The organism is Ruegeria sp. HKCCD6119 (genome assembly GCF_013110585.1).
GTDB lineage: Bacteria > Pseudomonadota > Alphaproteobacteria > Rhodobacterales > Rhodobacteraceae > Ruegeria.
Genome location: NZ_WVQV01000002.1, coordinates 35,403 through 61,031 on the forward strand (window position 1 = coordinate 35,403; position 25,629 = coordinate 61,031).

Here is a 25,629-nt window from a genome sequence, read left to right on the forward strand (position 1 = left end):
GTTCAACAGCCCCCGCCTATATCTGACAATAAAACTCAGGTTGACATTGCCGACTAAATAACTCAGTTATTTCTTCGCGAAACCCGCGGGGCATTCCCGCACGATCCGACAGTTCTGACAGGAAAGCACCGAACTCCTATGACCAAGTTATTCACCACTGCCAGCGCCCTGACGTTCTGCATGGCAACCGCCGCGATCTCGGGTGATGCCCCCACCAAGGCGGATGTACTGAACACCTATGCCAATATTGCGGAAGCCAAATTTGAGGACAGCCTGATTTCAGCCAGGAAATTGCAGGATGCGGTCAACGCACTGATCGCCGATCCGTCGGACGCAACGCTGAACGCGGCGCGCGCGGCCTGGGTTGCTGCCCGTGTTCCCTATCAGCAAACGGAAGTCTATCGCTTCGGCAATGCCATCGTTGATGACTGGGAAGGCAAGGTGAACGCCTGGCCCTTGGACGAAGGTCTGATCGACTATGTTGACGCGGCCTATGGCGGCGCGACGGACGAAAACGAGTTTGCCGTGCTGAATGTCATCGCCAACCCCAGCTTCCAACTGTCGGGCGAGACCATTGATGCCAGCGAAATCACCCCCGAACTGCTGAGCGACACCTTGCACGAAGCCGATGGTATCGAGGCGAATGTGGCAACCGGCTATCACGCCATCGAGTTCCTTCTGTGGGGCCAGGACATGAACGGCCATGGCGCTGGCGCCGGCAACCGCCCGGCCACCGATTATGCGCAGGGCGAGGACTGTACCGGCGGCCATTGCGACCGTCGTGCGCAATACCTGAGCGCTGCGACCGAACTGCTGGTCAGCGACTTGGCCTGGATGGCGGATCAGTGGAAAGACGGCGGAGCGGCGCGCGCAGCCTTGATGGAGAACGAAGCAGAAGGCATCAGCGCGATCCTGACCGGCATGGGCTCTCTCTCCTATGGTGAGCAAGCCGGTGAACGGATGCGCCTTGGCCTGATGCTGAACGATCCCGAAGAAGAACATGACTGCTTCTCGGACAACACCCACAACAGCCATTACTATGACGGGTTGGGCATCCAGAACGTCTATCTGGGCAGCTATACCCGCATAGATGGCACCCCGGTTTCGGGCGCATCTCTGGCCGATCTGGTCATCGCCACCGATCCGGCGCTGGATACCGAGATGAAAGCGAAACTGGCCGCCACCATGCAGGCCCTGGGCAAGATCAAGACAACAGCCGAGGCAGGATTTGCCTATGACCAGATGCTTGAGCGCGGCAACAAAGGCGGTGAGGCCCTGATCATGGGCGGCGTCAACGGCCTGATCGATCAGACCAAGACCATCGAGCGCATCGTAACTGCGCTGGAACTGGACGGGGTTGCGTTTGAAGGGTCAGACAGCCTGGACAACCCGGACGCCGTCTTTCACTAACCCCAAGCGGGCCGGAGAGGGTTTCTTTCCGGCCCGTGCAACCCTTTCTGATCGCCTGTAAGGGCGGCGAAACGAGCCAAGACCAATGATTGTCTGCCACTGCACCAACATATCCGATCACGACATCCGCGCGGCCATCGACTGGATGCGCACGGCGGATCCGCAGACCATCATCACCCCCGGCAAAATCTACCATGCCCTTGGCAAATCGGCGGATTGTGGCGGGTGCATGCCGCTGTTCCTAGACACAATGCGGGCCAGCGGTAATCTGGGCGTACCGATGCAACTCCGCACATTGCGTGCCGGAGCAACACAGGAGAAAGCTGATGAAGGGCGATCCGAAGGTCATCGAATATCTGAACAAGTCTCTGCGGCATGAGCTGACTGCCGTCAGTCAATACTGGCTGCATTACCGCCTGCAAGAAGACTGGGGCCTTGGCCATATGGCCAAGAAAAGCCGCGAGGAAAGCATCGAAGAGATGGGCCACGCGGACAAGCTGATCGAACGGATCATCTTTTTGGAAGGTCACCCCAACCTTCAGAAACTGGACCCGTTGCGGATCGGTCAGACGCCGAAGGAAACGCTGGAATGCGACCTGGCGGCCGAGATCGACGCCAGGGCACTTTACAAGGAAGCGCGCGAGTATTGTCGGGAGGCCGGCGACTTTGTCTCCATGTCGCTGTTCGAACAGTTGATGTCCGATGAAGAGGGACATATCGACTTCCTCGAAACGCAGCTCGACCTGTATGAAAGGATCGGCGAAGCCAATTATGCGCAACTCAACGCATCGAAAATGGACGAAGGCGAATAGTCTTTTTGCCCTGTCAGTGGCCGCCCTTGCGGCCACCCCCTCCCTGGCAGCCGAGCTGCGGGACCTGCATCTGAAATTCACCCCCCGCACCGACGAGGAACGCGCCCGCATTGCCGCCGTGACGGCACCCCCGCAAGATTTTGGCGTGTCGCAGCCGTTCGAAGAACTCTCTGCCGGGGCGGCAACTGTCCGGGTCCGCAACGACGCGGATGCGTTCTCGCAACCCTCGGGCAATCTGAGCTTCGAGCAGGAGCTGGATTTCAAGGTCGGCAACGGGTTGTTCAAGAAAATCTGGGTGTCGTCACCATCATCCACATTGGCCTCTGACGGGTTGGGGCCGCTGTACAACGCGCGATCCTGCCAGCGTTGCCATATAAAGGATGGGCGGGGGCACACACCGAACGGGCCCGATGACAACGCGGTCTCGATGTTCCTTCGGGTCTCGATCCCCGGCGCGCCGGAAGACGGGTATGCCGAGATCGAGGATTACATCGCCACCCGGCCCGATCCCAACTATGGCGGGCAGATGCAGGATTTCGCGCTTGCGGGGCATCCGGCGGAATATCGGCTGGATATCTCTTACGAAGAAGTCCCTGTTGAACTCTCTGACGGCGAGACCGCGTCACTGCGCCGCCCGACTTACAGGGCCGCTGATCTGGGCTATGGCCCTCTGCACCCGGATGCAATGCTGAGCCCGCGGGTCGCACCACAGATGATCGGGCTTGGCCTGCTCGAGGCGATCCCGGTCGAAGACCTTCTGGCCAAGGCTGATCCCGACGACGTGGATGGGGATGGCATCTCGGGCCGTCCGAACATCGTCTGGTCTGTTGAATACGGCGCCCCGATGATGGGCCGGTTCGGGCACAAGGCAGGCATGCCGACGGTGATGGAGCAATCCGCCGCAGCCTTTGCCGGGGATATCGGTATTTCAAGCCCGCTTTACCCGGCACCTCAGGGGGACTGCACGGACTTGCAGGTGAACTGCGTCGAGGCCCCGCATGGCGACACCGATACCCGCGAGTTCGAGATCGATCAGCAGGGCATGGACCTGGTGGATTTCTACAGCCGCAATCTGGGCGTGCCCGGCCGCCGTGATGTCGACGACCCCGAGGTGTTGCGCGGCAAAGAGGTGTTTCACACGACCGGCTGCGCATCCTGTCATGCTCCGGCCCATGTCACCCACCGGCTGGAAGATCGGCCCGAGCACAGTTTTCAGCTGATCTGGCCCTATACCGACCTGCTGCTGCATGACATGGGCGAAGGTCTGGCGGATCACCGCCCCGAGGCCCGCGCGACGGGGCGCGAATGGCGGACGCCGCCTTTGTGGGGCACAGGTCTGACCGAACGCGTCTCGGGCCACACGCAGTTTCTGCATGACGGGCGGGCACGCAATCTGCTCGAGGCGATCCTGTGGCACGGCGGCGAAGCCCAGGCCGCGCGCGATGCGGTTGTGTCGATGCCGAAAACTGACCGCGACGCCCTGATCCGTTTTCTGGAGAGCCTCTGACCCATGCGTTTTCTTACGATTATTGCCGCGTTGATGATGCCGCTTGCCGCACAGGCTCAGGACCGCGCACCGATCCTGATGGACGTTGCCGAGACACATATTCTGCCCAGGTTCGACAAGCTGCCGGAAACGACCGGGGCTCTGGTCAGTGCATCGCGGGTGGATTGCGATCCGACCTCACCTGCGTTGCGCGCGGCTTACGATGCGGCCTTCGACAGCTGGATTTCCGCCAGTCACCTGCGGTTCGGTCCGACCGAGGTCGATGATCGTGCATTTGCCATGGCGTTCTGGCCCGACACGAAAGGGTTCACCACCAAAGCCCTGTCCCAGCATATCGCAACCGAGGATGACGCCGTGCAAGACCCCGAAGCCTATGCCGAGACATCCATAGCCGGGCGCGGGTTCTTTGCGCTGGAACGAATGCTGTTCGATCCCGCCTTTGCAGAGCAGGGCAATGCGGATTACCGCTGCGCGCTGATTCAGGCGATCACGGCGGATATTGATGCCAACGCGCAGGCGATGGCCGATGACTGGCAAAGCTATGCCCCCAGCCTGACCCAGCCCGGCGAGAACGGCCGCTTCAGAACGCAGGACGAAGCGATGCAGGAACTGTTCAAGGCGTTGTCCACGGGTCTTGAATTCACGGCCGACACTCGGCTTGGTCGCCCGTTGGGCACGTTCGACCGCCCGCGTCCGAACCGCGCCGAAGCGTGGCGGTCGAAGCGATCCTTGCGCCATGTCGAACTTTCGCTGATGGCCCTTCGTGATCTTGCATCGCGATTGGCCTTTGATCATCCCGATATCGCCGCGGATCTGGATGCTGCTTTTGCGCGCGCCATTGAGAATGCGCAGGCCATTGACGACCCGGCGCTGGCCGGCGTTGCGGATCCGCAGGCCCGGTTCCGTATCGAGGCCCTGCAACAGTCCATCCACGATATTCGCGCAATTGCTTCGACTGAACTTGGCCCGACGCTGGGCGTCAGCGCAGGCTTCAATTCTCTGGACGGAGACTGATCCGTGACATCGCGCCGCCGTTTCCTTGCAGGGCTTGCTGCAACCTCTCTTCCTCCGATCCATGGATGGGCCTCGGTGGGCACGCCGGAGTTCCTGGCCGCAGCGCTGTTTCCGGATGGTTCGTATCGACTGGCCGGGCTGGATGCACAGGGAACCCTTCTGTTTTCCGTGCCCCTGCCCGCGCGCGGGCATGCGGCGGCGGCACATCCGGTCAAAGCACAGGCCGTCGCCTTTGCGCGCCGTCCGGGCACCTTTGCCGTGGTGATTGATTGCGTGACGGGATCACCGATCGCGCGGCTGACGGCGCCGGAAGGCCGGCATTTCTATGGTCACGGTACTTTTTCAGCCGACGGCGCGATTTTCTTTGCCACCGAAAACGATTACGAGGCCGGAAAAGGTATCATAGGCGTCTGGAACGCTGAAACCTTTGCGCGCTTGGGCGAATTCCCGTCCGGCGGCGTCGGGCCGCATGACATGCGGTTGATGCCGGGTGGGAAAACGCTTGTGATTGCCAATGGCGGTATCGAAACTCATCCCGAAACCGGGCGCACGAAGCTGAACCTGCCGACGATGAAGCCCAACCTGACCTACCTTTCCCTGACGGGCCTGGTTCAGGAACAGGTGTCGCTGTCGCCTGCGCTTCACAAGAACTCGATCCGCCATCTGGCGGTCCGTCGCGACGGGCTGGTGGGCTTTGCGATGCAGTGGCAGGGCAGCAAAGCCGAACATCCGCCCTTGCTGGGCCTGCACCGTCAGGGGGAAAACCCGCACCTTCTGTCTGCGCCGGTGCAGGATCAGAGCACGCTGCAAGGTTATGCGGGCAGCATCGCGTTTTCGACGGATGGTGCAACCGTTGCCATCACCTGTCCACGCGGCAATGCGTTGCAGCGGTTCGACGTGGCCAGTGGCACATTCAGCGATGCGTTCGAGCTTGAGGATGTCTGCGGGCTTGGTTCCGGCCCAAACGATTTGGTTTTCACCACCGGAACCGGTGTGTTCGGTGCGTTGACCACTGCGCACCCCGAGATCCGGACCCGCGCGAAGTGCCAGTGGGACAATCATCTGGTCCCGATCAGCCCACCGGCATGAAATTCGGATTTTTCCGTCACATAGTTTAGACTTGGAAGAATCAAACAGCTGCCGTATTGCCGGGCGCGAAACTGGCACCCCAACGTTAAGGACCGACTTGATTGAAACAGACGCCCGACGCACCGCATTCGATCTACGGAGTTGAGAAATGGGGCAAAGGCCTCATCGAGGTGACGGAGCAGGGCGAGATCGGTCTGCGCAATCCCTTGGCTCCCGATGTTGGCGCGATCAGCCTGCCAGGTATTCTCAGCGATCTGAACGACCGAGGCATCAAGGCCCCGATGGTTCTGCGCGTCTCTTCCTATCTGGAACACGAGATCGCGCATCTGAACGAAAGCTTCCGCGAAGCCATCGCCCGCGTCGGCTACAGGGGCAGCTATCGCGGTGTGTTCCCGATCAAGGTGAACCAGCAGGCCCAGGTCGTCGACCGGATCGTCGAATTCGGCAAGAAGTACAACTATGGGCTCGAGGCCGGGTCCAAACCCGAACTGGTGATCGCGCTGGCACATCGGCTGGCCAGCGAAGCGCTGATCGTCTGCAACGGTGTCAAGGATGCCGAATTCATCCAGCTGGCCATCCTGTCCCGCAAGATCGGGTTCAACACGGTGATCGTTCTTGAAAGCCCGAAAGAGGCTGACACGGTGATCGAAGTATACAAAGAGCTGGGCATTGAACCCCTGATTGGCGTGCGGGTCAAGCTGACCAACCAGATCAGCGGCAAATGGGAAGAAAGCTCGGGCGACCGGTCCGCCTTTGGTATGAACACCGATCAACTGGTGGCCACGGTGGACAAGCTGCGCGACGCGGGCCTTCTGCATTGCCTGAAGTTGCAGCATTCGCATCTGGGCTCTCAGGTGCAGGACGTCAACGACGTGCGCCGCGCGGTGGGCGAGGCCTGCCGCTATTACACCGAACTGACGCGCGAGGGCGTGCCGCTGACCCATCTGGACCTCGGCGGTGGTATGGGGGTGGACTATACCGGTGAAAAGAAGGCGGCTGAAAACTCGATCAACTACACGGTCGAGGAATATTGCGCTAATGTGGTGGAAACCGTGGCCTATGCCATGGACGAGGCCGAGGTGGACCACCCGACGCTGGTTACCGAAAGCGGCCGCGCGGTGGTGGCGACGTCGTCGCTGCTGGTGTTCAACGTGCTGGAAAGCACGCTCTATGATGCGCCCAACGGCCCCGAGGTTGAAGCCGACGATCACCACATGGTTTCAGACCTTGCCGCGGTGCACGGCTATCTCAGCAAAGACCGTCTTCAGGAATGCTGGAACGACGCCACCTTCTATCGCAACGAATTGCGCGCCCTGTTCCGCCGTGGATATGTAGACCTGCGCCAGATGGCCCGGGCCGAACGGATCTACCTGTCGCTGATGGCCCGCCTCAAGGCGCTGGCGGCCAGTGACGATCTGGAAACCGACGTGGACGACCAGCTTGAGAAAGTGGCCGATATCTACCACTGCAACTTTTCTCTGTTTCAGTCCTTGCCAGACGTCTGGGCCATTGACCAACTGCATCCGATCGTGCCCTTGCAGGGCCTGAACCAAACACCCGACCGCCGCGCAGTCCTGTCCGACATCACTTGCGACAGCGACGGCAAGATCGACCGGTTCATCCTGGCCGACGGTGTTTCACCCAGTCTGCCGGTGCATACCCTGCCGGAAGATGATGAATATTTCATGGGCGTCTTTTTCGTCGGCGCCTACCAGGAAACGCTGGGCGATCTGCATAACTTGTTCGGCGACACCAACGTCGTCACCATCGACCTGCGCGCTGACGGAGGGTTCGACCTGCTGCACGAACAAGAGGGCGACACGATCAGTCAGGTGCTGTCCTATGTCGAATTCGACCCCACCGACTGCGTCGCCGCCTTCCGCAAAATGGTGGACGAGGCGATCTCGACCGGTACTCTGAAAGCCAAGGACCGCAAAACCCTGATGAGCGCTTATCGCGACTCGATCAACGGCTACACCTATTACGAATAACCCCCTGTGAGAGGAGATTACCCCCATGGGTTCACTTAGTGGCAAAACACTGGTTGTCGGCGCGGGCGGCGTATCCCACGCCGCCGTGCACAAGATGGCGATGAATTCGGACATCTTCACCGAAATCACACTGGCCAGCCGGACCAAGTCGAAATGCGACGCCATCGCCAAATCGGTGAAAGAGCGCGTGGGCGTTGACATCGCCACCGCCGAGCTTGACGCCTACAAGGTCGAGGACACGGTCAAGCTGATCAAGGAAACCGGTGCCGAGATCCTGGTGAACCTGGCCCTGCCCTATCAGGACCTGGTGTTGATGGACGCCTGCCTCGAGGCCGGGTGCCACTATCTCGACACTGCGAACTACGAGCCCGAGGATGAGGCCAAGTTCGAATATCACTGGCAATGGGCCTATCAGGACAAGTTCAAACAGGCTGGCCTGACCGCCATCCTCGGCTCGGGTTTCGATCCGGGCGTGACATCCGTCTTCGCCAAGTGGCTCAAGAAACACAAGCTGGACACGATCCGCCAGATCGACGTGCTCGACGCCAATGGCGGCAGCAACGACCAAGAATTCGCCACCAACTTCAACCCCGAGATCAACCTGCGCGAAGTGCTGGCCGAAGTGCGCCACTGGGAAGGTGGCGAGTGGAAACACTCCCCCGCCATGACCCACAAGGTCGAGTTCGACTTCCCCGCCATCGGCCCCAAGAACATGTACCTAATGTATCACGAAGAACTGGAGTCGCTCTCGACCCACTTCCCCGAGATCGAACGCGCGCGTTTCTGGATGACCTTCGGTGACGCTTACATCACTCACGCCAAAGTTCTGGAAAATGTCGGCATGACCCGCATCGACCCGGTGATGCATGACGGCAAGGAAGTCATCCCGATCCAGTTCCTGAAAACCCTGCTGCCCGATCCCGGCGATCTGGGCGCCGAAACCAAGGGCAAGGCCTGCATCGGCGACATCGCCACGGGTCAGGCCAAGGACGGCTCAGGCGAGAAAACCTATTACATCTACAACATCTGTGATCACGAAGAGTGCTACCGCGAGGTTGGTTCTCAGGCCGTCAGCTACACCACCGGCGTCCCCGCCATGATCGGTGCAGCACAGGTGCTGAAAGGCAACTGGCGCGAGCCCGGCGTGTGGAACATGGAACAGCTCGATCCGGATGATTTCATGGACATGCTGAATGAACACGGCCTGCCCTGGCAGGTCCACGAACTCGACGGCCCGGTCGAGTTCTGAAGCTCAATCGTCCTAAAACAAAGGAAGGAGCGTGTAGAAACAATGTCGTCAGATAAGCAAATGGCTGTTCTGATCGGGTCGATGCTCGGAACCTACGCACTCCTTCTTGTTTTTTCCAAGCGTTATAGGACAGATACGGTCGAAATGTTCCGCTTGGAAAAATCCACCATTCGTGTGGCAGTAGAAAATCCTGTCGCTCTCATCGCCCATCTCCTGTCATTCATTGTGCCACTTTGGATGATGGGCCTCCTCTGAAACTGCCTAGAACTTGAGGGGCCGCGGTTAGAATGAAAGGGATTGGATTCTCATGGCAGACATGATGACCACACAAGCCGGCGATGCCGGTGCCTTTCGCAATTTCGATCTCAGCCGCGTGCCAACCCCATGCTTTGTGGTCGATGAAAAAGCGGTTGAGCGAAACCTGCGCATCCTCGCCGACATCGGCACCCGGTCCGGCGCGCATGTCCTGAGCGCGCTCAAGGCGTTTTCCATGTTCTCACTGGCCCCGCTGGTCCGCCAGCACCTCGGCGGCACCTGTGCGTCCGGCATCTACGAGGCACGGCTCGGCCGCGAAGAATATGGCGGCGAGGTTGCCACCTTCTGCGCCGGATACAAGGACGCGGATATCGACGAAATCCTGTCGCTGTCCGATCACATCATCTTCAACTCTCCGGCGCAAAAAGACCGGTTCCTGACCAAAGCCCAGGCCGCGGGCGTTCAGGTCGGCCTGCGGATCAACCCGGAACATTCCGAAGGTGAGGTGCCGAAATACGATCCCTGCGCGCCCTGCTCACGCCTGGGCACGCCGGTCAGCCAGTTGACTGCCGAGACTCTGACCGGAGTTGACGGCCTGCACATGCATACACTCTGCGAACAAGGGTTCGAGCCGCTGCAACGCACGTGGGCGGCTGTCGAACCAAAACTCAGGCCATTCATGGGCCAGCTCAAATGGCTGAATTTCGGCGGCGGTCACCACATCACCCGCGACGATTACGACCGTGAGGGTCTGGTGGCTTTCATCAAAACCATACGCGAGGCATATGGCGTCGACGTCTACCTCGAACCCGGTGAGGCCGTCGCCCTGGACGCAGGCATTCTGGTCGGAGAAATCCTTGACCTGCCCACCAATGGCATGAACCTCGCCATCACCGATATCTCGGCCACCTGCCACATGCCCGACGTGATCGAGGCCCCTTATCGGCCCGCCCTGATGGACGAGGCCGAAGCTGGCCACACCTACCGCCTCGGCGGCCCCTCGTGCCTGGCGGGCGACGTGATCGGCGACTACACTTGGGCCGAGCCGCTGCGGATCGGGCAGCGCTTTGCCTTCCTCGATCAGGCGCATTACTCGATGGTCAAGACCAACACGTTCAACGGCGTGCCCCTGCCCACCATCGCCCTGTGGAACAGCGAAACCGATGACCTGAAGATCATCAGGGAATTCGGCTATGACGACTTTAAGGACAGACTTTCATGAGCATTTTCCTCGACAGCGAACTGACCGAGGCCGAACGCAGCGAAGACGCCCGGTTCCGTGTGATCCCGGTGCCGCTGGAGCGCACGGTCTCATACGGGTCTGGCACCGCCAAAGGCCCCGAAGCGATCATCGAGGCCAGCAATGAACTCGAACGCATCACGGGTCACGCGGAACCCTGCGTCGAAGGCATCTTTACCGAAGCCCCACTGGATTGCGCCGGCCCGCTGCCGGACGTCATGGAGCGCCTCGCCCAGCACACCGAGGCCGCCGTCCGTGCCGGCAAGGTGCCGGTCACGCTGGGCGGTGAACACTCGCTCAGCTATGGCGCGGTCATGGGTGTGACCCGCGCCCTGGGCCAGCCCGTCGGTATCGTGCAGATCGACGCCCATGCCGATCTGCGCAACGCCTATCAGGGCGAAAAACACTCGCATGCCTCGGTGATGCATCTGCTGGCCGAGGAAGGTATCCCATTGGCCCAGTTCGGCGTGCGCGCCTTTTCCACCGAGGAAGCCAAAAGCCGCCTGAGGAACCACGTCTTCCACGTGGATGCCGAAGAGCTGGTGACCGGCAACATCCATGCCGTCGACCTGCCCGACGACTTCCCCGAACTGGTCTATGTCAGCTTTGACGTTGATGGGCTGGACCCGGCGCAGATGCCCGCGACCGGCACGCCTGTTCCGGGCGGGCTGGGATACTATCAGGCGCTTCGCCTGGTGGAACATGCGTTGAAGGGTCGTAAATGCGTCGGCTTCGACGTGGTCGAACTGGCCCCCGACGGCAATGCCGCCTGGGATTTCACCGCGGCGCAGATCGTCTATCGCCTGATGGCGAGCTGCTGATCAGACAGGCGGGCCGGGCTGGCCCGCCTGATCCGGTTCCTAGCCAGTTTTGCCGTCATCGGCGGTTTCGTTCAGCTCCATATGGCCTTCGCCCCTGTTCAGGACGCGGCGCAGCATAGGTTCGAAGAACTCCAGCGGCTTGGTCGGATAATTCGGGTCAAACGCCTTCTGATCATATTCATGGCAGAAATAGCGACAATCTTCCCAATAAGGACTGTCGCGATATTTGTCGCGCGCGTTGCGGTCGCCGCCCAGATGGTGGTTGTAGTAGTACCCCTGAAACACACAATGATGCTTGAGAATCCAATACGTCTTTTCGCTGACGTAAGGCTTCATCATCGCCGCTGACAGCTCTCCGTGATTGTAGGGCGACAGAATATCGCCGGTATCATGGATCAACGCCGCCACCACCAGTTCCTCATCCGCACCGTCCTCGTAAGCACGGGTCGCGGCTTGCAGGCTGTGCTGGTAGCGGTTGACCGGATAGGGCGTCCATTCTTCGTCCAACGAGCGGATGGCATCGAGGATACGGTCTGGCAGGGCCGCATTATACGCCTCTTCATACTCCATCACGGCGTCCCAGTCGGCCTTGGTGGCTGTTTCGAAACTGGTCCAGGTGGGTTTGTGGCTTTTGTCCAGCATGGCTGATCCTTTGGCATGTGTCCTGAGCGAAAGCGTAGTTCGAAACCACCCTTCAAAAAAATGAATTGATTTTATCGCAATGATCAAAAAATACTTTCGACATGCAATTCAAAGCTCTGGAAACTTTTCTCTGCGTGGCCGAAGCCGGTGGCTTTCATGCCGCCGCTCGCAAGTTGAATGTGACGCAGACCGCTGTCAGCGCGCGTATTCGCCTGATCGAGGAGGAAACCGGCAGGGCGCTGTTCACGCGCGGTGCCGGAGGAACGGCGCTGACCGAGTTCGGCCGGCAGTTCAAACCCTATGCGGAACAGATGTTGTCCCTTTGGGGCTTCGCATCGCGCGACCTGCCGGGACAGGCACAGAACCGCCCGGCACTGCGGTTGGGCGGCCAGCTCAGCATCTGGGATCCGTTGCTGGTGGACCTGGCGGTTCGGTTTGAACAGCGCTTTGGCAAATTGCTGTTGACGCTGAACTATGACCACGACCTGAACATGGTCGAAGCGGTGGCAACCCATGTGCTGGACGCGGCGATCACACATGAAAAGCCGGCGGACCGGCGTGTCACATGGTACGCGCTTGAACCCGAGCTATTGTCCCTGGTCCGGACGCCACAGGCTGACGGCACGGACGATGACACGATCTTCGTCAACCTTGAACTGGGCGAGGTCTATCAGGACCATGTCAGATCGGCTGCGCGACGGGCGTCGGGTCAGACAGTGTTTCTTGGCAATTGCATGATGGCGCTGCGATATGTTCTGCACCGAGGCGGAAACGGCTATTTCCCCGATTACGTCATTTCCGAACATCTGGCCTCGGGTGCTCTGGAGCGGGTCGAGGACAGTATCAGCTTGCCGCTGCCCATGTGTCTGGTCACCCGCGGTGATCGCGAGGAATTTGACGACATTCACAGCTGTTTGGTGGATCTTCGCGGCTAGAACTCAGGCCGGTGTCGGCATGATCTGGGGATCGCGCTGCCGTTTTCGCACAAGCGGCCGACCAGCAACAAGCAGGAAAAGGCCCGAGATCAGCACCCCTATGATTGCGGGAAGGTACAGCAGAAACCAATGCTCCGGGTCATCGATCACCACCGGGGAAACAAACCCGCGCACACCTTCAAGCAGCACAAGAATGGTGAAGGCGCCCAATATCTGAGGCCACAATCCAAACCGGGAAAAGCTGCCCAGCATCAGGGTTGAATACCCGGCCAGCGCCACGGCGATGCAAATCGCAATCCACGAGAACCGCTGGTGCAGCTCTTCGATCAGTTTGCCTTGGCTGAACCCTTCCGTGGCTGAAACCTCATCCCGGTTGCGGATCAGGTCGGCGGTTGGAATGGCTTCGAGGCTGCGCCGGGCCATCGGATTTGTATTCGTCAGTTCCGAGATGTCGTAGGACGCGTCCTGGAACAGGGTCGATGACAACACCTTGCCTTCCTTGTTCAGGCGCAATGCAACCCCATCAACCATCACAAGGTGAATGCCAGCATCATTGTTGACCAGATAGGCCGTTACGCTTGAATAGCTGACCGCGTTTTCAGGATCGCGGCGATCAGACACGAAGACTTCATGAAGTGTGCCGTCCAGATCAATCCTGCCTATGTAAACCGTGACACCTTCGGCGGGGTGCAGAAATTCGCCTTCGTTCAACAGTTGAGCCGTCACATCTCCGGCCACTTCAGCCTGCCGGATTTCCAGCTGTTCAACCGAGGCCGGGCGCAGGAACACGCTGATGATCGCCATCATCACCCCGGTAATCACACCGAACAGCAGCACCGCCCGGGCAAGCCGCCAAGGGCTGGATCCGGTGGCCAGCATAACCGTCAGTTCGCTTTCGCGGCTCAGGCGATTTGTGGCATAGACGGCGGCGGCAAACACCGCCATGGGCATGACCGTGCGGATCAGGGTCGGCAAAGTCAGCGCGGTGAATTCCAGAAAGACCATCGCCGACTGCCCACCGCTGATGACCCTGTCAAACAGGCTGACAGACCGGGTGATCCAGAACACACCGACAAGCACCAGGGTGAAAAAGCCAAACAGAATCAGCAATTGCCGCAGGAAATATCCATCAAAACGCGACATGGGGCCTCGTGCGTGTGTTCGTTTGCAGCGGACACTAGGGCATTAAGCCGGCAGAGGAAACAGGCATTGGACGTCAGGATGCCCCGGTATGCAACCTTGGCGCATTCCCGCATTCTCCCAACGACGCCGATTTGGCCCCGAAGAGGTTAAAGGCCAACCCTTTGTGAAAATGGCAGTTCGTGGCACAATTCAGGAATTGTTCAGAAGGGAGTTTCCGACTTGGCACTGTTTTTTTCACGCCGCACTTATAACGCCCCGAAGAAAAAGTTCACGTTTAAGCCGGCGGCAAAGACCAGGTATGTTCACATCACCCAGCAAAGCCCTGGTGGAAAAATTCGTAAGGGTAGTATTATCAAAAAAACCAAATGGCTGGATCTCGTGCGACAGGAGGGCGGGGATTCGGCCGTCCTGATCTATGTTCACGGGTTCAACACCAGCCAGAAGGACATGCTGGACCGGCTGGGGAAAATAGAAACCAATCTCAGGGGCAACGGGTATCAGGGCGCGGTCGTTGCCTTTGACTGGCCCAGCGACGGATCGGTGCACACCTACGACTCGGACCGCTCCGATGCCAAGGCGGTGGCGCCGCATCTGGTGGGGGACGGGATCTTGCCGCTGTTGGGGATGTCGCCACGCCCCAAGGTGCATCTGATCGCGCATTCCATGGGGGCGTTGGTGGTACTGCGCGCTTTCTCGGACTTCGGGGATTCGGCCGGGCCAGGCAACAAGATATGGTCGGCGGATCAGGTCATGTTTGCGTCAGCGGACATCGATTCAGAATGGCTGGAAAAGGGCGCATGGGGCGATCTGGTCCTGAAAAAACGGTGCAAGCGATTCACCAATTACTATAGCCGGAAAGACAAGGTGCTGGCCCTGGCCGGCGGGATTGTTCACGGCGGTCGGCGTCGCGCTGGTCGTGTCGGGATGCCGAAGCTGACCTCGAAAGGTCATTGGGATATTTTCTGTGACCACCAATATCAACGAGACGTCCCCAAAGGGCAGCGCAAGATGATGAAGTCGCATCGCTGGTGGTTCGACAGCGGCGGGTTTTATGAGGACCTCGCCCTGACGATCGACGGCCATCCGGCAAAAACGATGCCGACCCGGCACAAGACAAATATCGGGGATCTGGCGCTGCTGGCCTGACTGACCGGTCGCCCAACACCTTTCTATGGTGCAAAGCCCGATTTTGCGGGTTCTGCTCAAGTACCGTCTTTGGACGGATTCTCTGCACGTTCTGATATCGTCACTATGGGTTGCTGACCAGAAACGGAAAGGGCGCGCTCGACCACAAGCGCGCCCCAGTCACAAGGGAGAAACTGAAAACCTGCGTTCTGTGCAGAACCTGAACGCCAACTCTTTGACATCCTCAGATAACCAGACTTCCCGATGTCAGTCAGTGACGCTGTTCACACTCTGGGCCGGTATTTTTAGATGGCATATAGGGTTTGGCTGCACTGCGGCTCACAAAGCCTGCATGCGTTCTTATTGCCGGTCCGCCCCGGCCATAGCCGAAAGCCGCGCGCGCTGGAAACGCGCCAGGCACGATTGCCGAATGGTGTTTTAATGCGGATGGCAGGGGCAGCAGGGTTCGAACCCGCGACCTACGGTTTTGGAGACCGTCGCTCTACCAACTGAGCTATACCCCTATGGTGAGCCCCAGATATGACAGCCGCGCGGCGGACTCAAGAGGCTTTTTCGAATTCCACGCCACTATCTGAGCCGACAAACAAGTTGCGCAAAATGTGCAGTGCGCTAAGACAAGGTCCGGTCAGCAAAAGGAACCCCGTGTGAACCTCCGCAAGAAGATCGCAGACAGCGAAGCCGTGCTGAACTGGGTGGCCCGCCGGATCGCCACTTACATTCGATTGGTCAACCGCAACACACGCTGGCAGCGCATCGGATACGAAGAACTGGATCAGCTGGCCGAACAAGGTGAACCGGTCATCGTTGTGCTGTGGCACCAACGGCTGGCGCAGTCGCCCTATTTCTTCCCGCTGGACAAGGGGCGCATCTGTTCGATCACCTCGTCTGCCCGGGCGGGCAGCATGGTGGGCCGGGTACAAAAGCTGTTTGGCATGGACACGATCGCCATGGCCAGCAAGACACGCCACGTTGCCTTGTCACGCCAGGTTCTGGGCAAGATGAAGCAGGGTATCTCTATTGGGATCGCGGCAGACGGACCGCGCGGGCCGGAACGGGTTCTGTCGACGGTTCCGTTGGTATGGGCGCGCACCTCGGGCAAGCGCGTATTCGGTATCACCTTTTCCGCGAAACATGGTCGCGAAGCGGGAACCTGGGATCACCTTCTGATGCCCCGCCCCTGGCGAAATGAAGGCGTGTTTCTGTGCCGGGAATGGACTGAAACAGTGCCCCGCAAGGCCAGCGAAGAGGAAATCGAGACCCTGCGCCTGAGCCTGGAGCAGCACATGAACGACATCACGGCAGAAGCTGACCGGATGGTCGGGCGCGAGCCCTGGTCACCTGACGCCTAACCGCCCCTGAGACGTTGCATCAGATAGACTTCACTGCCTTCGGGAATCGGCTCGGTAAGCCCGGTGGCTATGACGCGCCCGTCGATCGCGATGGAGACCCCTGCATCAATGGGGGCCTGCAGCTGTGGGTGGGCACGGACCAAAGCCCGTAATAGCTCTCCGGTGGTTTTGGCCTCGACCTTAACCACTTGCTGGCCCCCGGTCAGTGACCGGAGGCCGGACCAAAGGTGGACCTCAACCATTTTCTTTCAGGGCCGCCAGAATGCGCGGCGGAGACATCGGCAGTTGCTTCATCCGAACACCCGCCGCATTGGACACCGCATTGGCAATGGCGGCCAGGGGCGGCACGATGCCCGTCTCGCCCACGCCGCGCACCCCGAACGGGTGGCCCGGGTTGGGCACTTCGACGATCACCGTGTCAATCATCGGCAGGTCACTGGCAACGGGAATCCGGTAGTCAAGAAAGATCGAGTTCTGCAACCGGCCATCTTCGCCATAGATGTATTCCTCGTTCAGTGCCCAGCCGATGCCCTGTGCGGCGCCACCCTGAAACTGCCCTTCCACATAAGTCGGGTGGATCGCCTTGCCGGCGTCCTGAATGACCGTGTACCGGGTGATCGATGTCTTGCCGGTTTCCGGGTCGACCTCGGCATCGACGATATGGGTGCCAAAGGATACGCCCGCGCCTTCGGGGGTTGCTTCGAAATGGCCCGAAATCGGGCCTCCGGTCGATCCCATATCCGCCGTGATGTCGGCCAAAGGCATCGCGTCGAAATCCCCCGCATTGGGCCCCGAGGGCACCGCGCAGCCGTCTTCCCATTTCACCGCATCGACCGGGATGCCCCACTTGGCCGCCGCACGTTCGCACAGTTTCTCGACCGCGTGTCTTGCTGCCTTGATCGTCGCGAGGCCCGACGCGTAGGTCACGCGCGAACCATGGCTCACGTCGTTGTAACCCAGCGTCGCCGTGTCGGCGATGGTCACGCGGATATTTTCATACGGAATGCCCAGAACCTCGGCCGCCATCAAGGCCATGGATGCGCGCGACCCGCCAATGTCGGGTGTGCCGACCATCAACTGCGCCGAACCATCCTCGGACAGTGCCAATGAGACGCTGGTCTCGCCCCCGTGGTTGAACCAGAAACCGCAGGAAACCCCGCGCCCCTGACCCGGCTTCAGCGGTGCCGCGTAATGGGGATGCGCCTTGGCAGCCTCAAGCGTTTCCACCAGACCGATGCGTTCGTAGGTCGGGCCATAGCTGGCCTTCGTGCCCTCATGCGCGGCATTTTTCAGACGCACATCAATAGGATCGAGGCCCAGCTTGTTGCAGAGCTCATCAAGGACGGATTCAACGGCGAAAGCGCCCATCGGAGCGCCCGGCGCGCGGTACGCGGCCTGTTTCGGACGGTTCGACATCACATCGTAACCGATCTGCTTGACGTTGGTCAGGTTGTAGGGCGCAAAGGCACACATGGCCGTCATATCGCCCGGGGCGCCGGGGAAGGCCCCGCCTTGCAGGCGGAAGACACCCTGCGCCGCCGTGATCGTGCCGTCTTTCTTCATGCCGATCTTCACGTCCATCGACGCCGAAGAGGTCGGCCCGGTGGCACGAAAAACTTCGGACCTGGTCATCACGATCTTGACCGGACGGTTTGCCTTGCGGCTGAGCGCCAGCGCGACGGGTTCGATGAACACCGTGGTCTTGCCGCCAAAACCGCCGCCGATTTCAGACGCCGTGACGCGCAGCTGTGAGGTTTCGATTCCCAGCAGCGCCGCACAGGTCTTTTGCGCGATCCAGTGGCCTTGGGTTGTGCACCACAACTCGCCCTTGCCGTCATTGCCCAGCATGCCCAGGCAGGCATGCGGTTCGATATAGCCCTGATGGGTCGCCTCGGTGACAAAGCTGTCTTCGATAACCAGATCGGCCTCGGCAAAGCCCGCCTCGACGTCACCGTGACCGCTTTCGTGATAACGCACGACGTTCGGGTGCATCCCTTCCGGCACCGAATAATCCGCAGCACCTTCCCGGATCACCGGCGCATCCGGGGCCATCGCTTTGTCCACATCGGTGACGTGCGGCAGCACCTCGTATTCGACCTCGATCAGTTTCAGCGCATCACGTGCCGCCAAGGCAGATGTGGCCGCCACCGCAGCTACCGCGTGCCCGTCATAGAGCGCCTTTTCCCCCGCCATGACATTTTCCAGCACATTCCAGAATTCGCCTTCAAGCCCGGGCTTGAACGGGACATCGGCGAAATCGGCGCGGGTCACGACGGCTTTGACGTCCTTCAATGCCTCGGCTTTCGAGGTATCAATCCTGACGATCCGGGCATGGGCATGGGGTGAGCGCAGAATCGCGCCGTGCAACATGCCGGGGGCCGAGATATCCGCACCGAACTTGGCCCGGCCCGTCACCTTGTCCAGACCGTCAGGGCGATCGGGGCGGGTGCCAACGAAGGTGAAGTCAGTTTTGCGATCGTCCAGAGCCATTATGACGCCTCCCGCATCTCAGCCGCCGTGTCCATCACGGCGCGAATGATCTTGTCGTAACCGGTGCAGCGGCATAGGTTGCCCGCTAGCCAATAGCGCGTTTCTTCCTCGGTCGGATTGGGGTTCTTCTCCAGCAGCGACTTCGCCGCCACCAGAATGCCCGGGGTGCAGATGCCGCATTGCAGCGCGGCGTATTCGATCATCTTCTTCTGCAACGGGTGCAGGATGTCACCATCCGCAATCCCTTCGACGGTTTCGATCTGCTTGCCTTCGGCCTCGACACCCAGCATCAGGCACGAGCACACAAGGCGGCCATCGACGGTGACCGAACACGCGCCGCAATCACCGGTGCCGCAGCCCTCTTTGGCGCCGGTCAGGTTCAGTTTGTCGCGCAGACAGTCCAGCAGGGTTTCGCGCGGGTCGCACAGGTATTCGACTGCGTCCCCGTTCACGGTGGTGGATATGTGGAGCTTGCTCATGCGTTTTCTCCCTTCGCGCGGGCATAGGCGATCTTTGCGGCACGTTTGGCCAGAACGCCGGCGACTTCGGTACGGAATGCGATCGTACCTCGTTTGTCGTCGATCGGATTGCAGGCGGCGGACGCGGCCGCGGCCAGTGCGTCAAGGGCGGCATCGTCCAAAGTGCTGCCGATGATCGCGTTGGCACAGTCTTCAACCAACAGAACGGTCGGTGCCACGGCACCCAGCGACACGCGCGCCTCGGTGATGACTTCACCGTCCAGACGGAGGTTCACACCTACGCCCACCACCGCAATGTCCATTTCGGTACGGGGGATGAACCGCAGATAGGCGTCGCCCCCATTCTTGCCTCGGGCAGGGATGTTGACGGCCGAGATCAACTCGCCCTTCGCCAGCGAGGTCTTGCCGGGCCCGGTCGGGATGTCCTCGACCGCAACGTCACGCGTGCCATCGGGGCCGGTTACGGTGACGGTCACGCCTGCGGCCACCATGGCGGGCACGGAATCAGCCGCAGGTGAGCCATTGCACAGATTGCCCGTCAGCGTCGCGCGGCCCTGAACCTGAGTTGAACCGATCAGGTCCATCGCCTCGACCACACCGGGCCAGTCGCGGCCAAGCTCGGGGTGCTCGCTCATCTCGGCGCCGGTGACGGCCACGCCGATCGTCCAACTGCCGTCGGCATTGCGGGTGATGTCACGCACGCCGTCGATCTTCTTGATGTCGATCAGCGTATCGGGCGTCACCAGTTCCGAGCGCAGTTGCACAAGTACATCCGTACCGCCCGCCAGAAAACGTGTGATGCCCGTCGCGTTCGCGGCCAGAGCCGAAGCTTCGGCAAAGCTGGCAGGGCTGTGATAATCCATGAAGCTACCTCGTACCTGTTGGTCAGGAATATCTGGGTTCGCGGCGACGTTAATTCACCCCTCGTCCGGCGTCCATGGGCCGAGCGATCAAAATTCAACTTCCAAATGTCGCTTTTGGACAGGGTTCAGAGATCGATCTCGATCACCCCATCAGGTTCCGCCGCGCGGCTTTGGCACAGGATCATGGCGCCTTCGCGCTGTTTGCGGGACAAAACGAAATCCCGATGCTCGACCTCGCCCGAAATGACACCGCATTTACAGACGCCGCAGATGCCGTCTGCGCATTTCACATCCACATGAATACCGGCTTCGTTCAGAATTTGTGCGGCGTCCTTGTCTGCGGGCACGGGCAGTGTCCGGCCCGAACGCGCAAGCTTGAGCTCAAACGCGTGGTTTTCATATTCAGGCGTTTCAGGAACCGAGAAATATTCCAGGTGACGCGCCTCTTCGGGAAAGCCCTGCTGCTCGGCCGCCTGAACCACGCCGTCCATGTAACGATCCGGCCCGCAGGTATAGACATGCCATCCATCCCGGTAGCCGGACAGAATTACATTCAGGTCGGCGCGGGTGCCTTCATCCGAGAAATGGTAATGAACGCGATCCGCCCAGGGCATGGCGGCCAGATCATCCAGATACCCCGCCCCGCCCCGTGTGCTGGCCGAATAGTGTAATTCGAACTCGCGGCCCAGCGCATGCAGACGATGGGCAAATGCGATCATCGGGGTGATGCCGATGCCGCCACCCATGAGAAATGTTCTGGTGGCCCTTTCATCCAATTCAAAGTGGTTGATCGGATTGGACACGAAAACCTTTCGGCCCTCGGTGAAGATGCGATGCAACAACGCGGACCCGCCGCGCCCGTCATCCTCGCGCAGCACTCCGATCTGAAATTTCGTACGATCCGACGGGTCGCCGGACATGGAATATTGCCGCAGGAATTCCGGCGCGACCAGAACGTCCAGATGTGCGCCCGCTGTCCATCCCGGCAGGGGCGCACCGTCCAGCGATGCAAATTCGTATTTCGTGACATCCGCCGTCATCTTTTCAACCTTGGTCACGGCGACCCGCATCACAGGCGCATCACCAGCGATCTGATAGCGATGGATGATCGACATGTCCCCGCCTGCCTTGCGGGCCTTGTACTCGTCAGCCGTCACCATGGCCTCATAGGCTGAAATCCCGGCCTCTCGGTCCATTGCAAAGGGATAGGGCCATGGGTGCGGAGCCAGATAAGCGGGATAGACGGCCAGGGTCTGATCCTCGTATTTCAGGTCCAGATCCTTTTGCAGATCGCGCCGGTTCAACGGGTGCGTCGTAGGGCGATAGGCGCCGTCGGGCTGCAACTCAATGTCCCACCACCATTTCTTGGTGTCGTTCAGCCCGCCATTGCCGACCGCATCGTCCAGCCTGGCCAGCGCGGGCGCGGCGGTGGGGATGTTCATCGCAGCCCAGCGGAACGGGCGTTCAGCGAAGAGGCCTTCGAGGTTCCACGGGCAGGTCTTCATGCAGCGCCCGCACATCGCGCCGCCCGGGGTCGTCACACGGTACGTGGCGCATTTCTGGCTGTCGGATTTCCAGATTTCGTAACCGTTGAACATCAGCTTCGGTCCGGCGGTGATCGCGCCCGAGGGACATTCGCGGGCGCATTTGTTGCAGGATTCGCAAAAGGTTTGCAGGCCGAAATCGATGGGTTTGTCATGCGCCATCGGCATGTCGGTCGTCACCACGCCTGATTTCAGGCGCGGGCCCAGATAGGGGTTCAGGATCACTTCTCCGATCCGGCTGACCTCTCCCAACCCCGAAAGCAGCAACAGCGGCGGTTGCAGCACCTCGCCATCCATCACCGTATGCGCCTTGGCCTTGTAGCCCAGGTTGCGGATCTGTTGGGCAATCACGCCGCCCAGCAGCGAAAAGCGCAGATAGGCGCGCATGGATTGGGCGACGCTGATCCAGTCGTCACCGCTGGCACCTTCCATCGTTTCATAGCCCTGATCGATGATCATGCTGATGGCCTGATCATGCGGCGGCACGATTTCTTCGCCCGTGGCGTCATGAGAATACCACGCCCATTCCGGGCAGCAGCTGAGGCCCACCGCATCGACCCCAAGGAAATAGGTCGCCGCCTTGATGTTCGCCGCATTGCGCTCGGCATCGGTGGATCCGGCGACCTCGGCGCTTTCACCATCCTGCAACAGAACGAATGCACCCAGCGCGCGGCGCTGGGCAAAGCTGGGCGCGGCCTTGCGCACGTAGTACCCGCCTTTCGCGGCGTCCTGCAATGACTTGCCCATGTCGCCGAACTGGGCGCGGGCGAACATGTCGGCGCGCTTGGGAACGCGGGCCACATTCTCTTCGTCGATATAGGTTGTCGGAGCCTCGACCCGTTTGAGCTTTTCGAAGGGATGGGCCCCGTCCACATAGCGTCGTTTGGCATATGGGTCACGGTTGAGGGCGTTCTTGGCAAATCCCGTGCCCAGCCACCATGCCGGACCTTGGGTCCGAAACCACGGCTGTTGCGCCATGGGCCTCAGCGGCCGGTCATGCGCGATGGGCATCTCGGTCGTCACGGCAGCAAGGCCAAACCGGGTGCCCAGCCAAGGCGCAACCAGCTGGTCGCCCTCGACCGAGGCCAGACCGGCGGCCATGGCCAGCTTGCCCAGATCAACTTCGGACGACATCATGCTGTGCGCGCGGGCGTCAAAACCCAGAAGTCGGATATAGTTGGCGATGACCACCGCATTCTCGGTTGCCAGCAGGCAGGCTCGATGATCCTGCGCGTCGATGATCCAGTCCGCACCGGGTTCGGAAGGGTCAGGGTCGCGGTTGTGTTCGTAAAGAAAGACGATGGCGTGACGGTGGTCGTTAATCGGCTTGGGCGCGGCCTCCATACTGTCTTTCAGATCGGCCATGATGAGATCGATCCCAGAGGCCAGCGTTTTGGTCTGGCGCGTGCGCAATGCGTGGGCAAGCCGGTCGATATCGGGGTTGCGGCGTGGTTCCTCCAGCAGTGCATCCGACGGCAACGGCCCACAGCCCATCATCGATGCGTCGTTGAAATACCCAAATGCCTTTAGATGGTTGGCGCGCTCCTGCGGATCTGAGGGGATCTCGGATGCAATCGGGTTCACCAACCCGTCGCGGATCGCGTCCAGCATCGCCTGAAACTCGCCCATGGCGTTGACGATGCTGTAGGGCCGTTCCGGCCGGAGGAAACTCAGTTCGCCCATGGCGGGCACGCGCGACAAATCCGGCATGGTATCTTGTCGGGTCAAACGCTCCAACGGGTATCGCCCCATGTGAACGGGCCGGTTCTTGTCCGAGAAAAAGCGGATTCCCATTATGCGCCTCCTGTTGCCATCCATCCCCTACCCCGTCATGGACAGCGAAACCATTCATGCATAATCATAAGTGGTATGAGGAAAATCGATTTCACTGATCTCGACGGCAAGGTTCTGCGCACCTTTCTGACCATTCTCGAGGAAAGCTCGGTTTCGAAAGCTGCGGATCGGCTGGGCGTCACGCAATCGGCCATCAGCCACACGCTGGCCAAGCTCCGGCTGGTGCTGGGCGACCCGTTGTTTGTTCGGTCCGGTCAGGGCCTGACCCCGACCGAGCGCGCCTTGTCCCTGAAGGAGCCCGCACAAAAGGTGCTGGACGGAATGCGGGCGCTGACCGAAGGGCGGCCGTTCGATCCGCAGTCTGAACAGATCAGGATCCGCATCGCCACCAATGACATGCCGCGCGAGTTGATCTTTCCGCAGCTGTTACGAGAAACACGTGCCGAAGACGCAGGTCTGCGGCTGGAATTCATTCCTTCAGGCGTGCCCGACCCCGAGCTGCTGCGCAGTGACAGATGCCAGTTGATGCTGACCCCGTTGCCACCGGATGGGCCGGATATCTTTCAAAAACGCCTGATGACCAGCCCGCTGATGCTGTTCTATGACGCCACACAGCGCACGCCGCCGGACAGTTGGGACGCCTATTGCAACTGCGATCATGTCGAGGTTCGCTTTGCCGATGGCCGCAATGCCCGCGCCGTCATGCGTGGCGTCGATCAAAGCCAGATCAGGCCAGCAGTGGTGACCTTGCCGCATTTCAACGCCATCCCGGCCTTCATACTGGGCAGCGACCTGATCTCGACCGACACGGCGCTGATGAAACAGGGCCCGCTGGCCATGCTGGATTGCGCGCCACTGCCGTTCGAATGCGCCCCGGTGTCGATCTACATGGTCTGGCACCAAAGGTCGGCCAATGATCCGGCACATCGCTGGTTGCGGGCCCGGATCGAGGCGATCGCCGCGTCTCTTCAGACCTGAGACAACAGCCAGTCGCGCATGATCCTGACCAGTTGCGGCTGGCGCGGCTTGCGGGGCGCAACCACGTAAAACCCCAGATCTGCAACCAGGACATCCGCAAGCGGCTGAACAAGACGGCCCGAGGCCACCTCGGGCGCGACAAGAGGCGCATTGGCCAGTGCTATCCCCTGCCCCGAAACTGCGGCATCGATCGCAAGGCTGGTCTGGCTGAAGCTCATCATTCTGGGTTTTCCGCTTACCCCCACCCGTTCAAGGAACAAGGGCCACAATCCGTGGGTGTCGTTCAGCAGCACTTGCGTCAGCAGATCAGAAGAGGTGCTGATTCCGCCCGCAACAGAAGGGCTGCATACCGGGATGAATTCGGTCGAGAACAAAGGCACCGCCTCCAGTTCCGCCGCAAACGGCGCCCGACCCTGCCTGACTGCAAGATCGACGCCATCCGAACTGAAATCCGCCAGACGCTCGCGCGCATCCACCTGAACCGAGACGTCCGGATACAGGTCCGTGAAGCCCGACAAACGCGGCACCAACCATTTCGAGGCAAAGCTGGGCGTGACCGACAATGTGATCCGCCGGTCCGGAGACAAGTCGGCCACAGCCTCTTCGATCAACCTGAAAGCACGTCGCAGGGGCGCGTGAAACCGCCGCCCGGCATCCGTCAGGCGCAACCCGCGCGGCAGGCGGTCGAACAGAACCTCGTTCAATCGCGCCTCAAGCCCGCGCACCTGCTGCGCCACGGCGCCCTGCGTCACGCCCAGCTCTTCGGCGGCCAGTCGAAAGTTCAAGTGACGGGCAGAAGCCTCGAAAGCGCGCAAGGCGTTAAGGGGTGGAAGGGCGGTCATGCTGTTATCCTGTAGATTTTCTACAGAATAGAGGCA

Annotated in this window: 23 protein-coding genes and 1 tRNA gene; 15 read left to right on the forward strand and 9 right to left on the reverse strand. The window is 60.4% G+C overall.

From position 1 onward, the window contains the following. Positions 1-138: 138 nt before the first annotated feature. From GS611_RS07425 to speB, 11 genes are all read left to right on the forward strand, one after another. On the forward strand, positions 139-1,410 hold the full coding sequence (locus GS611_RS07425) for an imelysin family protein (protein ID WP_171634176.1): 1,272 nt from the start codon (positions 139-141) through the stop codon (positions 1,408-1,410). Positions 1,411-1,495: 85 nt separating this feature from the next. Further along, positions 1,496-1,789, forward strand: a complete 294-nt coding sequence (locus GS611_RS07430; protein WP_170346156.1) for a bacterioferritin-associated ferredoxin — start codon at positions 1,496-1,498, stop codon at positions 1,787-1,789. Further along, a complete protein-coding gene (gene bfr, locus GS611_RS07435; RefSeq protein ID WP_170346155.1) occupies positions 1,737-2,222 on the forward strand; it encodes a bacterioferritin in 486 nt (161 codons plus the stop codon). Before GS611_RS07430 ends, bfr begins: the two co-directional genes overlap by 53 nt. Beyond that, positions 2,182-3,729 carry a di-heme oxidoredictase family protein gene (locus tag GS611_RS07440; RefSeq protein ID WP_171634181.1) on the forward strand — a complete coding sequence of 516 codons (1,548 nt, stop codon included), beginning with the start codon at positions 2,182-2,184 and terminating at the stop codon, positions 3,727-3,729. The genes bfr and GS611_RS07440 overlap by 41 nt, the downstream gene beginning before the upstream one ends. Positions 3,730-3,732: 3 nt before the next feature. Next, positions 3,733-4,743, forward strand: a complete 1,011-nt coding sequence (locus GS611_RS07445; protein WP_171634184.1) for an imelysin family protein — start codon at positions 3,733-3,735, stop codon at positions 4,741-4,743. Between the two features lie 3 nt (positions 4,744-4,746). Further along, positions 4,747-5,832, forward strand: coding sequence for a DUF1513 domain-containing protein (locus GS611_RS07450; protein ID WP_171634186.1), 1,086 nt, complete (start codon positions 4,747-4,749; stop codon positions 5,830-5,832). Positions 5,833-5,933: 101 nt separating this feature from the next. Then, positions 5,934-7,823, forward strand: a complete 1,890-nt coding sequence (gene speA / locus GS611_RS07455) for a biosynthetic arginine decarboxylase (RefSeq protein ID WP_171634190.1) — start codon at positions 5,934-5,936, stop codon at positions 7,821-7,823. A 25-nt stretch (positions 7,824-7,848) separates the two neighbouring features. Next, the gene (locus tag GS611_RS07460) at positions 7,849-9,072 is read left to right on the forward strand and encodes a saccharopine dehydrogenase family protein (protein ID WP_171634192.1); all 1,224 of its coding nucleotides are present in this window, start codon (positions 7,849-7,851) and stop codon (positions 9,070-9,072) included. Positions 9,073-9,132: 60 nt separating this feature from the next. Next, positions 9,133-9,327, forward strand: coding sequence for a hypothetical protein (locus tag GS611_RS07465; protein WP_171634195.1), 195 nt, complete (start codon positions 9,133-9,135; stop codon positions 9,325-9,327). 52 nt (positions 9,328-9,379) lie between these two features. Continuing rightward, positions 9,380-10,549 (forward strand): carboxynorspermidine decarboxylase, encoded by a 1,170-nt coding sequence (gene nspC, locus GS611_RS07470; protein ID WP_171634198.1) that lies wholly within the window; start codon positions 9,380-9,382, stop codon positions 10,547-10,549. Continuing rightward, complete coding sequence (gene speB / locus GS611_RS07475; RefSeq protein WP_171634201.1) at positions 10,546-11,388, forward strand: agmatinase; 843 nt, start codon at positions 10,546-10,548, stop codon at positions 11,386-11,388. Before nspC ends, speB begins: the two co-directional genes overlap by 4 nt. 39 nt (positions 11,389-11,427) lie before the next feature. Here the strand turns inward: speB and GS611_RS07480 are convergent, their stop codons facing one another. Beyond that, entirely contained in the window at positions 11,428-12,030 is a 603-nt protein-coding gene (locus tag GS611_RS07480) for an HD domain-containing protein (protein WP_152458899.1), read from the reverse strand. Positions 12,031-12,131: 101 nt separating this feature from the next. Between GS611_RS07480 and GS611_RS07485 the strand changes: the two genes are divergently transcribed. Beyond that, positions 12,132-12,965 carry a LysR family transcriptional regulator gene (locus GS611_RS07485; RefSeq protein ID WP_171634203.1) on the forward strand — a complete coding sequence of 278 codons (834 nt, stop codon included), beginning with the start codon at positions 12,132-12,134 and terminating at the stop codon, positions 12,963-12,965. A gap of 3 nt (positions 12,966-12,968) precedes the next feature. Here GS611_RS07485 and lptF read toward each other — a convergent pair whose 3' ends face one another. Continuing rightward, positions 12,969-14,108 carry an LPS export ABC transporter permease LptF gene (gene lptF / locus GS611_RS07490; RefSeq protein WP_171634206.1) on the reverse strand — a complete coding sequence of 380 codons (1,140 nt, stop codon included), beginning with the start codon at positions 14,106-14,108 and terminating at the stop codon, positions 12,969-12,971. Between the two features lie 378 nt (positions 14,109-14,486). On the opposite strand from lptF, the gene GS611_RS07495 reads away from it, so the two are divergent. Next, positions 14,487-15,254, forward strand: coding sequence for an alpha/beta fold hydrolase (locus tag GS611_RS07495; protein ID WP_171634209.1), 768 nt, complete (start codon positions 14,487-14,489; stop codon positions 15,252-15,254). Positions 15,255-15,681: 427 nt separating this feature from the next. On the opposite strand, the gene GS611_RS07500 is transcribed toward GS611_RS07495, so the two are convergent. Next, positions 15,682-15,757: transfer RNA gene (locus tag GS611_RS07500), tRNA-Trp, on the reverse strand. A gap of 141 nt (positions 15,758-15,898) precedes the next feature. On the opposite strand from GS611_RS07500, the gene GS611_RS07505 reads away from it, so the two are divergent. Continuing rightward, complete coding sequence (locus tag GS611_RS07505) at positions 15,899-16,603, forward strand: DUF374 domain-containing protein (protein WP_171634212.1); 705 nt, start codon at positions 15,899-15,901, stop codon at positions 16,601-16,603. Here GS611_RS07505 and GS611_RS07510 read toward each other — a convergent pair. The 5 genes from GS611_RS07510 to GS611_RS07530 all read right to left on the reverse strand — a co-directional run bounded on the left by GS611_RS07510 (position 16,600) and on the right by GS611_RS07530 (position 23,773). After that, positions 16,600-16,845 (reverse strand): MoaD/ThiS family protein, encoded by a 246-nt coding sequence (locus tag GS611_RS07510; RefSeq protein ID WP_117868042.1) that lies wholly within the window; start codon positions 16,843-16,845, stop codon positions 16,600-16,602. The genes GS611_RS07505 and GS611_RS07510 overlap by 4 nt on opposite strands. Further along, a complete protein-coding gene (locus tag GS611_RS07515; RefSeq protein WP_171634214.1) occupies positions 16,838-19,093 on the reverse strand; it encodes a xanthine dehydrogenase family protein molybdopterin-binding subunit in 2,256 nt (751 codons plus the stop codon). The genes GS611_RS07510 and GS611_RS07515 overlap by 8 nt, the downstream gene beginning before the upstream one ends. Further along, complete coding sequence (locus tag GS611_RS07520; protein ID WP_171634217.1) at positions 19,093-19,572, reverse strand: (2Fe-2S)-binding protein; 480 nt, start codon at positions 19,570-19,572, stop codon at positions 19,093-19,095. The genes GS611_RS07515 and GS611_RS07520 overlap by 1 nt, the downstream gene beginning before the upstream one ends. Next, positions 19,569-20,435 carry a xanthine dehydrogenase family protein subunit M gene (locus tag GS611_RS07525; protein WP_171634219.1) on the reverse strand — a complete coding sequence of 289 codons (867 nt, stop codon included), beginning with the start codon at positions 20,433-20,435 and terminating at the stop codon, positions 19,569-19,571. The genes GS611_RS07520 and GS611_RS07525 overlap by 4 nt, the downstream gene beginning before the upstream one ends. Before the next feature lie 125 nt (positions 20,436-20,560). Continuing rightward, entirely contained in the window at positions 20,561-23,773 is a 3,213-nt protein-coding gene (locus GS611_RS07530) for a reductive dehalogenase (protein ID WP_171634222.1), read from the reverse strand. Positions 23,774-23,848: 75 nt separating this feature from the next. On the opposite strand from GS611_RS07530, the gene GS611_RS07535 reads away from it, so the two are divergent. Next, positions 23,849-24,751 (forward strand): LysR family transcriptional regulator, encoded by a 903-nt coding sequence (locus GS611_RS07535; RefSeq protein ID WP_171634225.1) that lies wholly within the window; start codon positions 23,849-23,851, stop codon positions 24,749-24,751. On the opposite strand, the gene GS611_RS07540 is transcribed toward GS611_RS07535, so the two are convergent. Then, on the reverse strand, positions 24,742-25,593 hold the full coding sequence (locus GS611_RS07540; RefSeq protein ID WP_171634228.1) for a LysR substrate-binding domain-containing protein: 852 nt from the start codon (positions 25,591-25,593) through the stop codon (positions 24,742-24,744). The genes GS611_RS07535 and GS611_RS07540 overlap by 10 nt on opposite strands. Positions 25,594-25,629 lie beyond the last annotated feature (36 nt).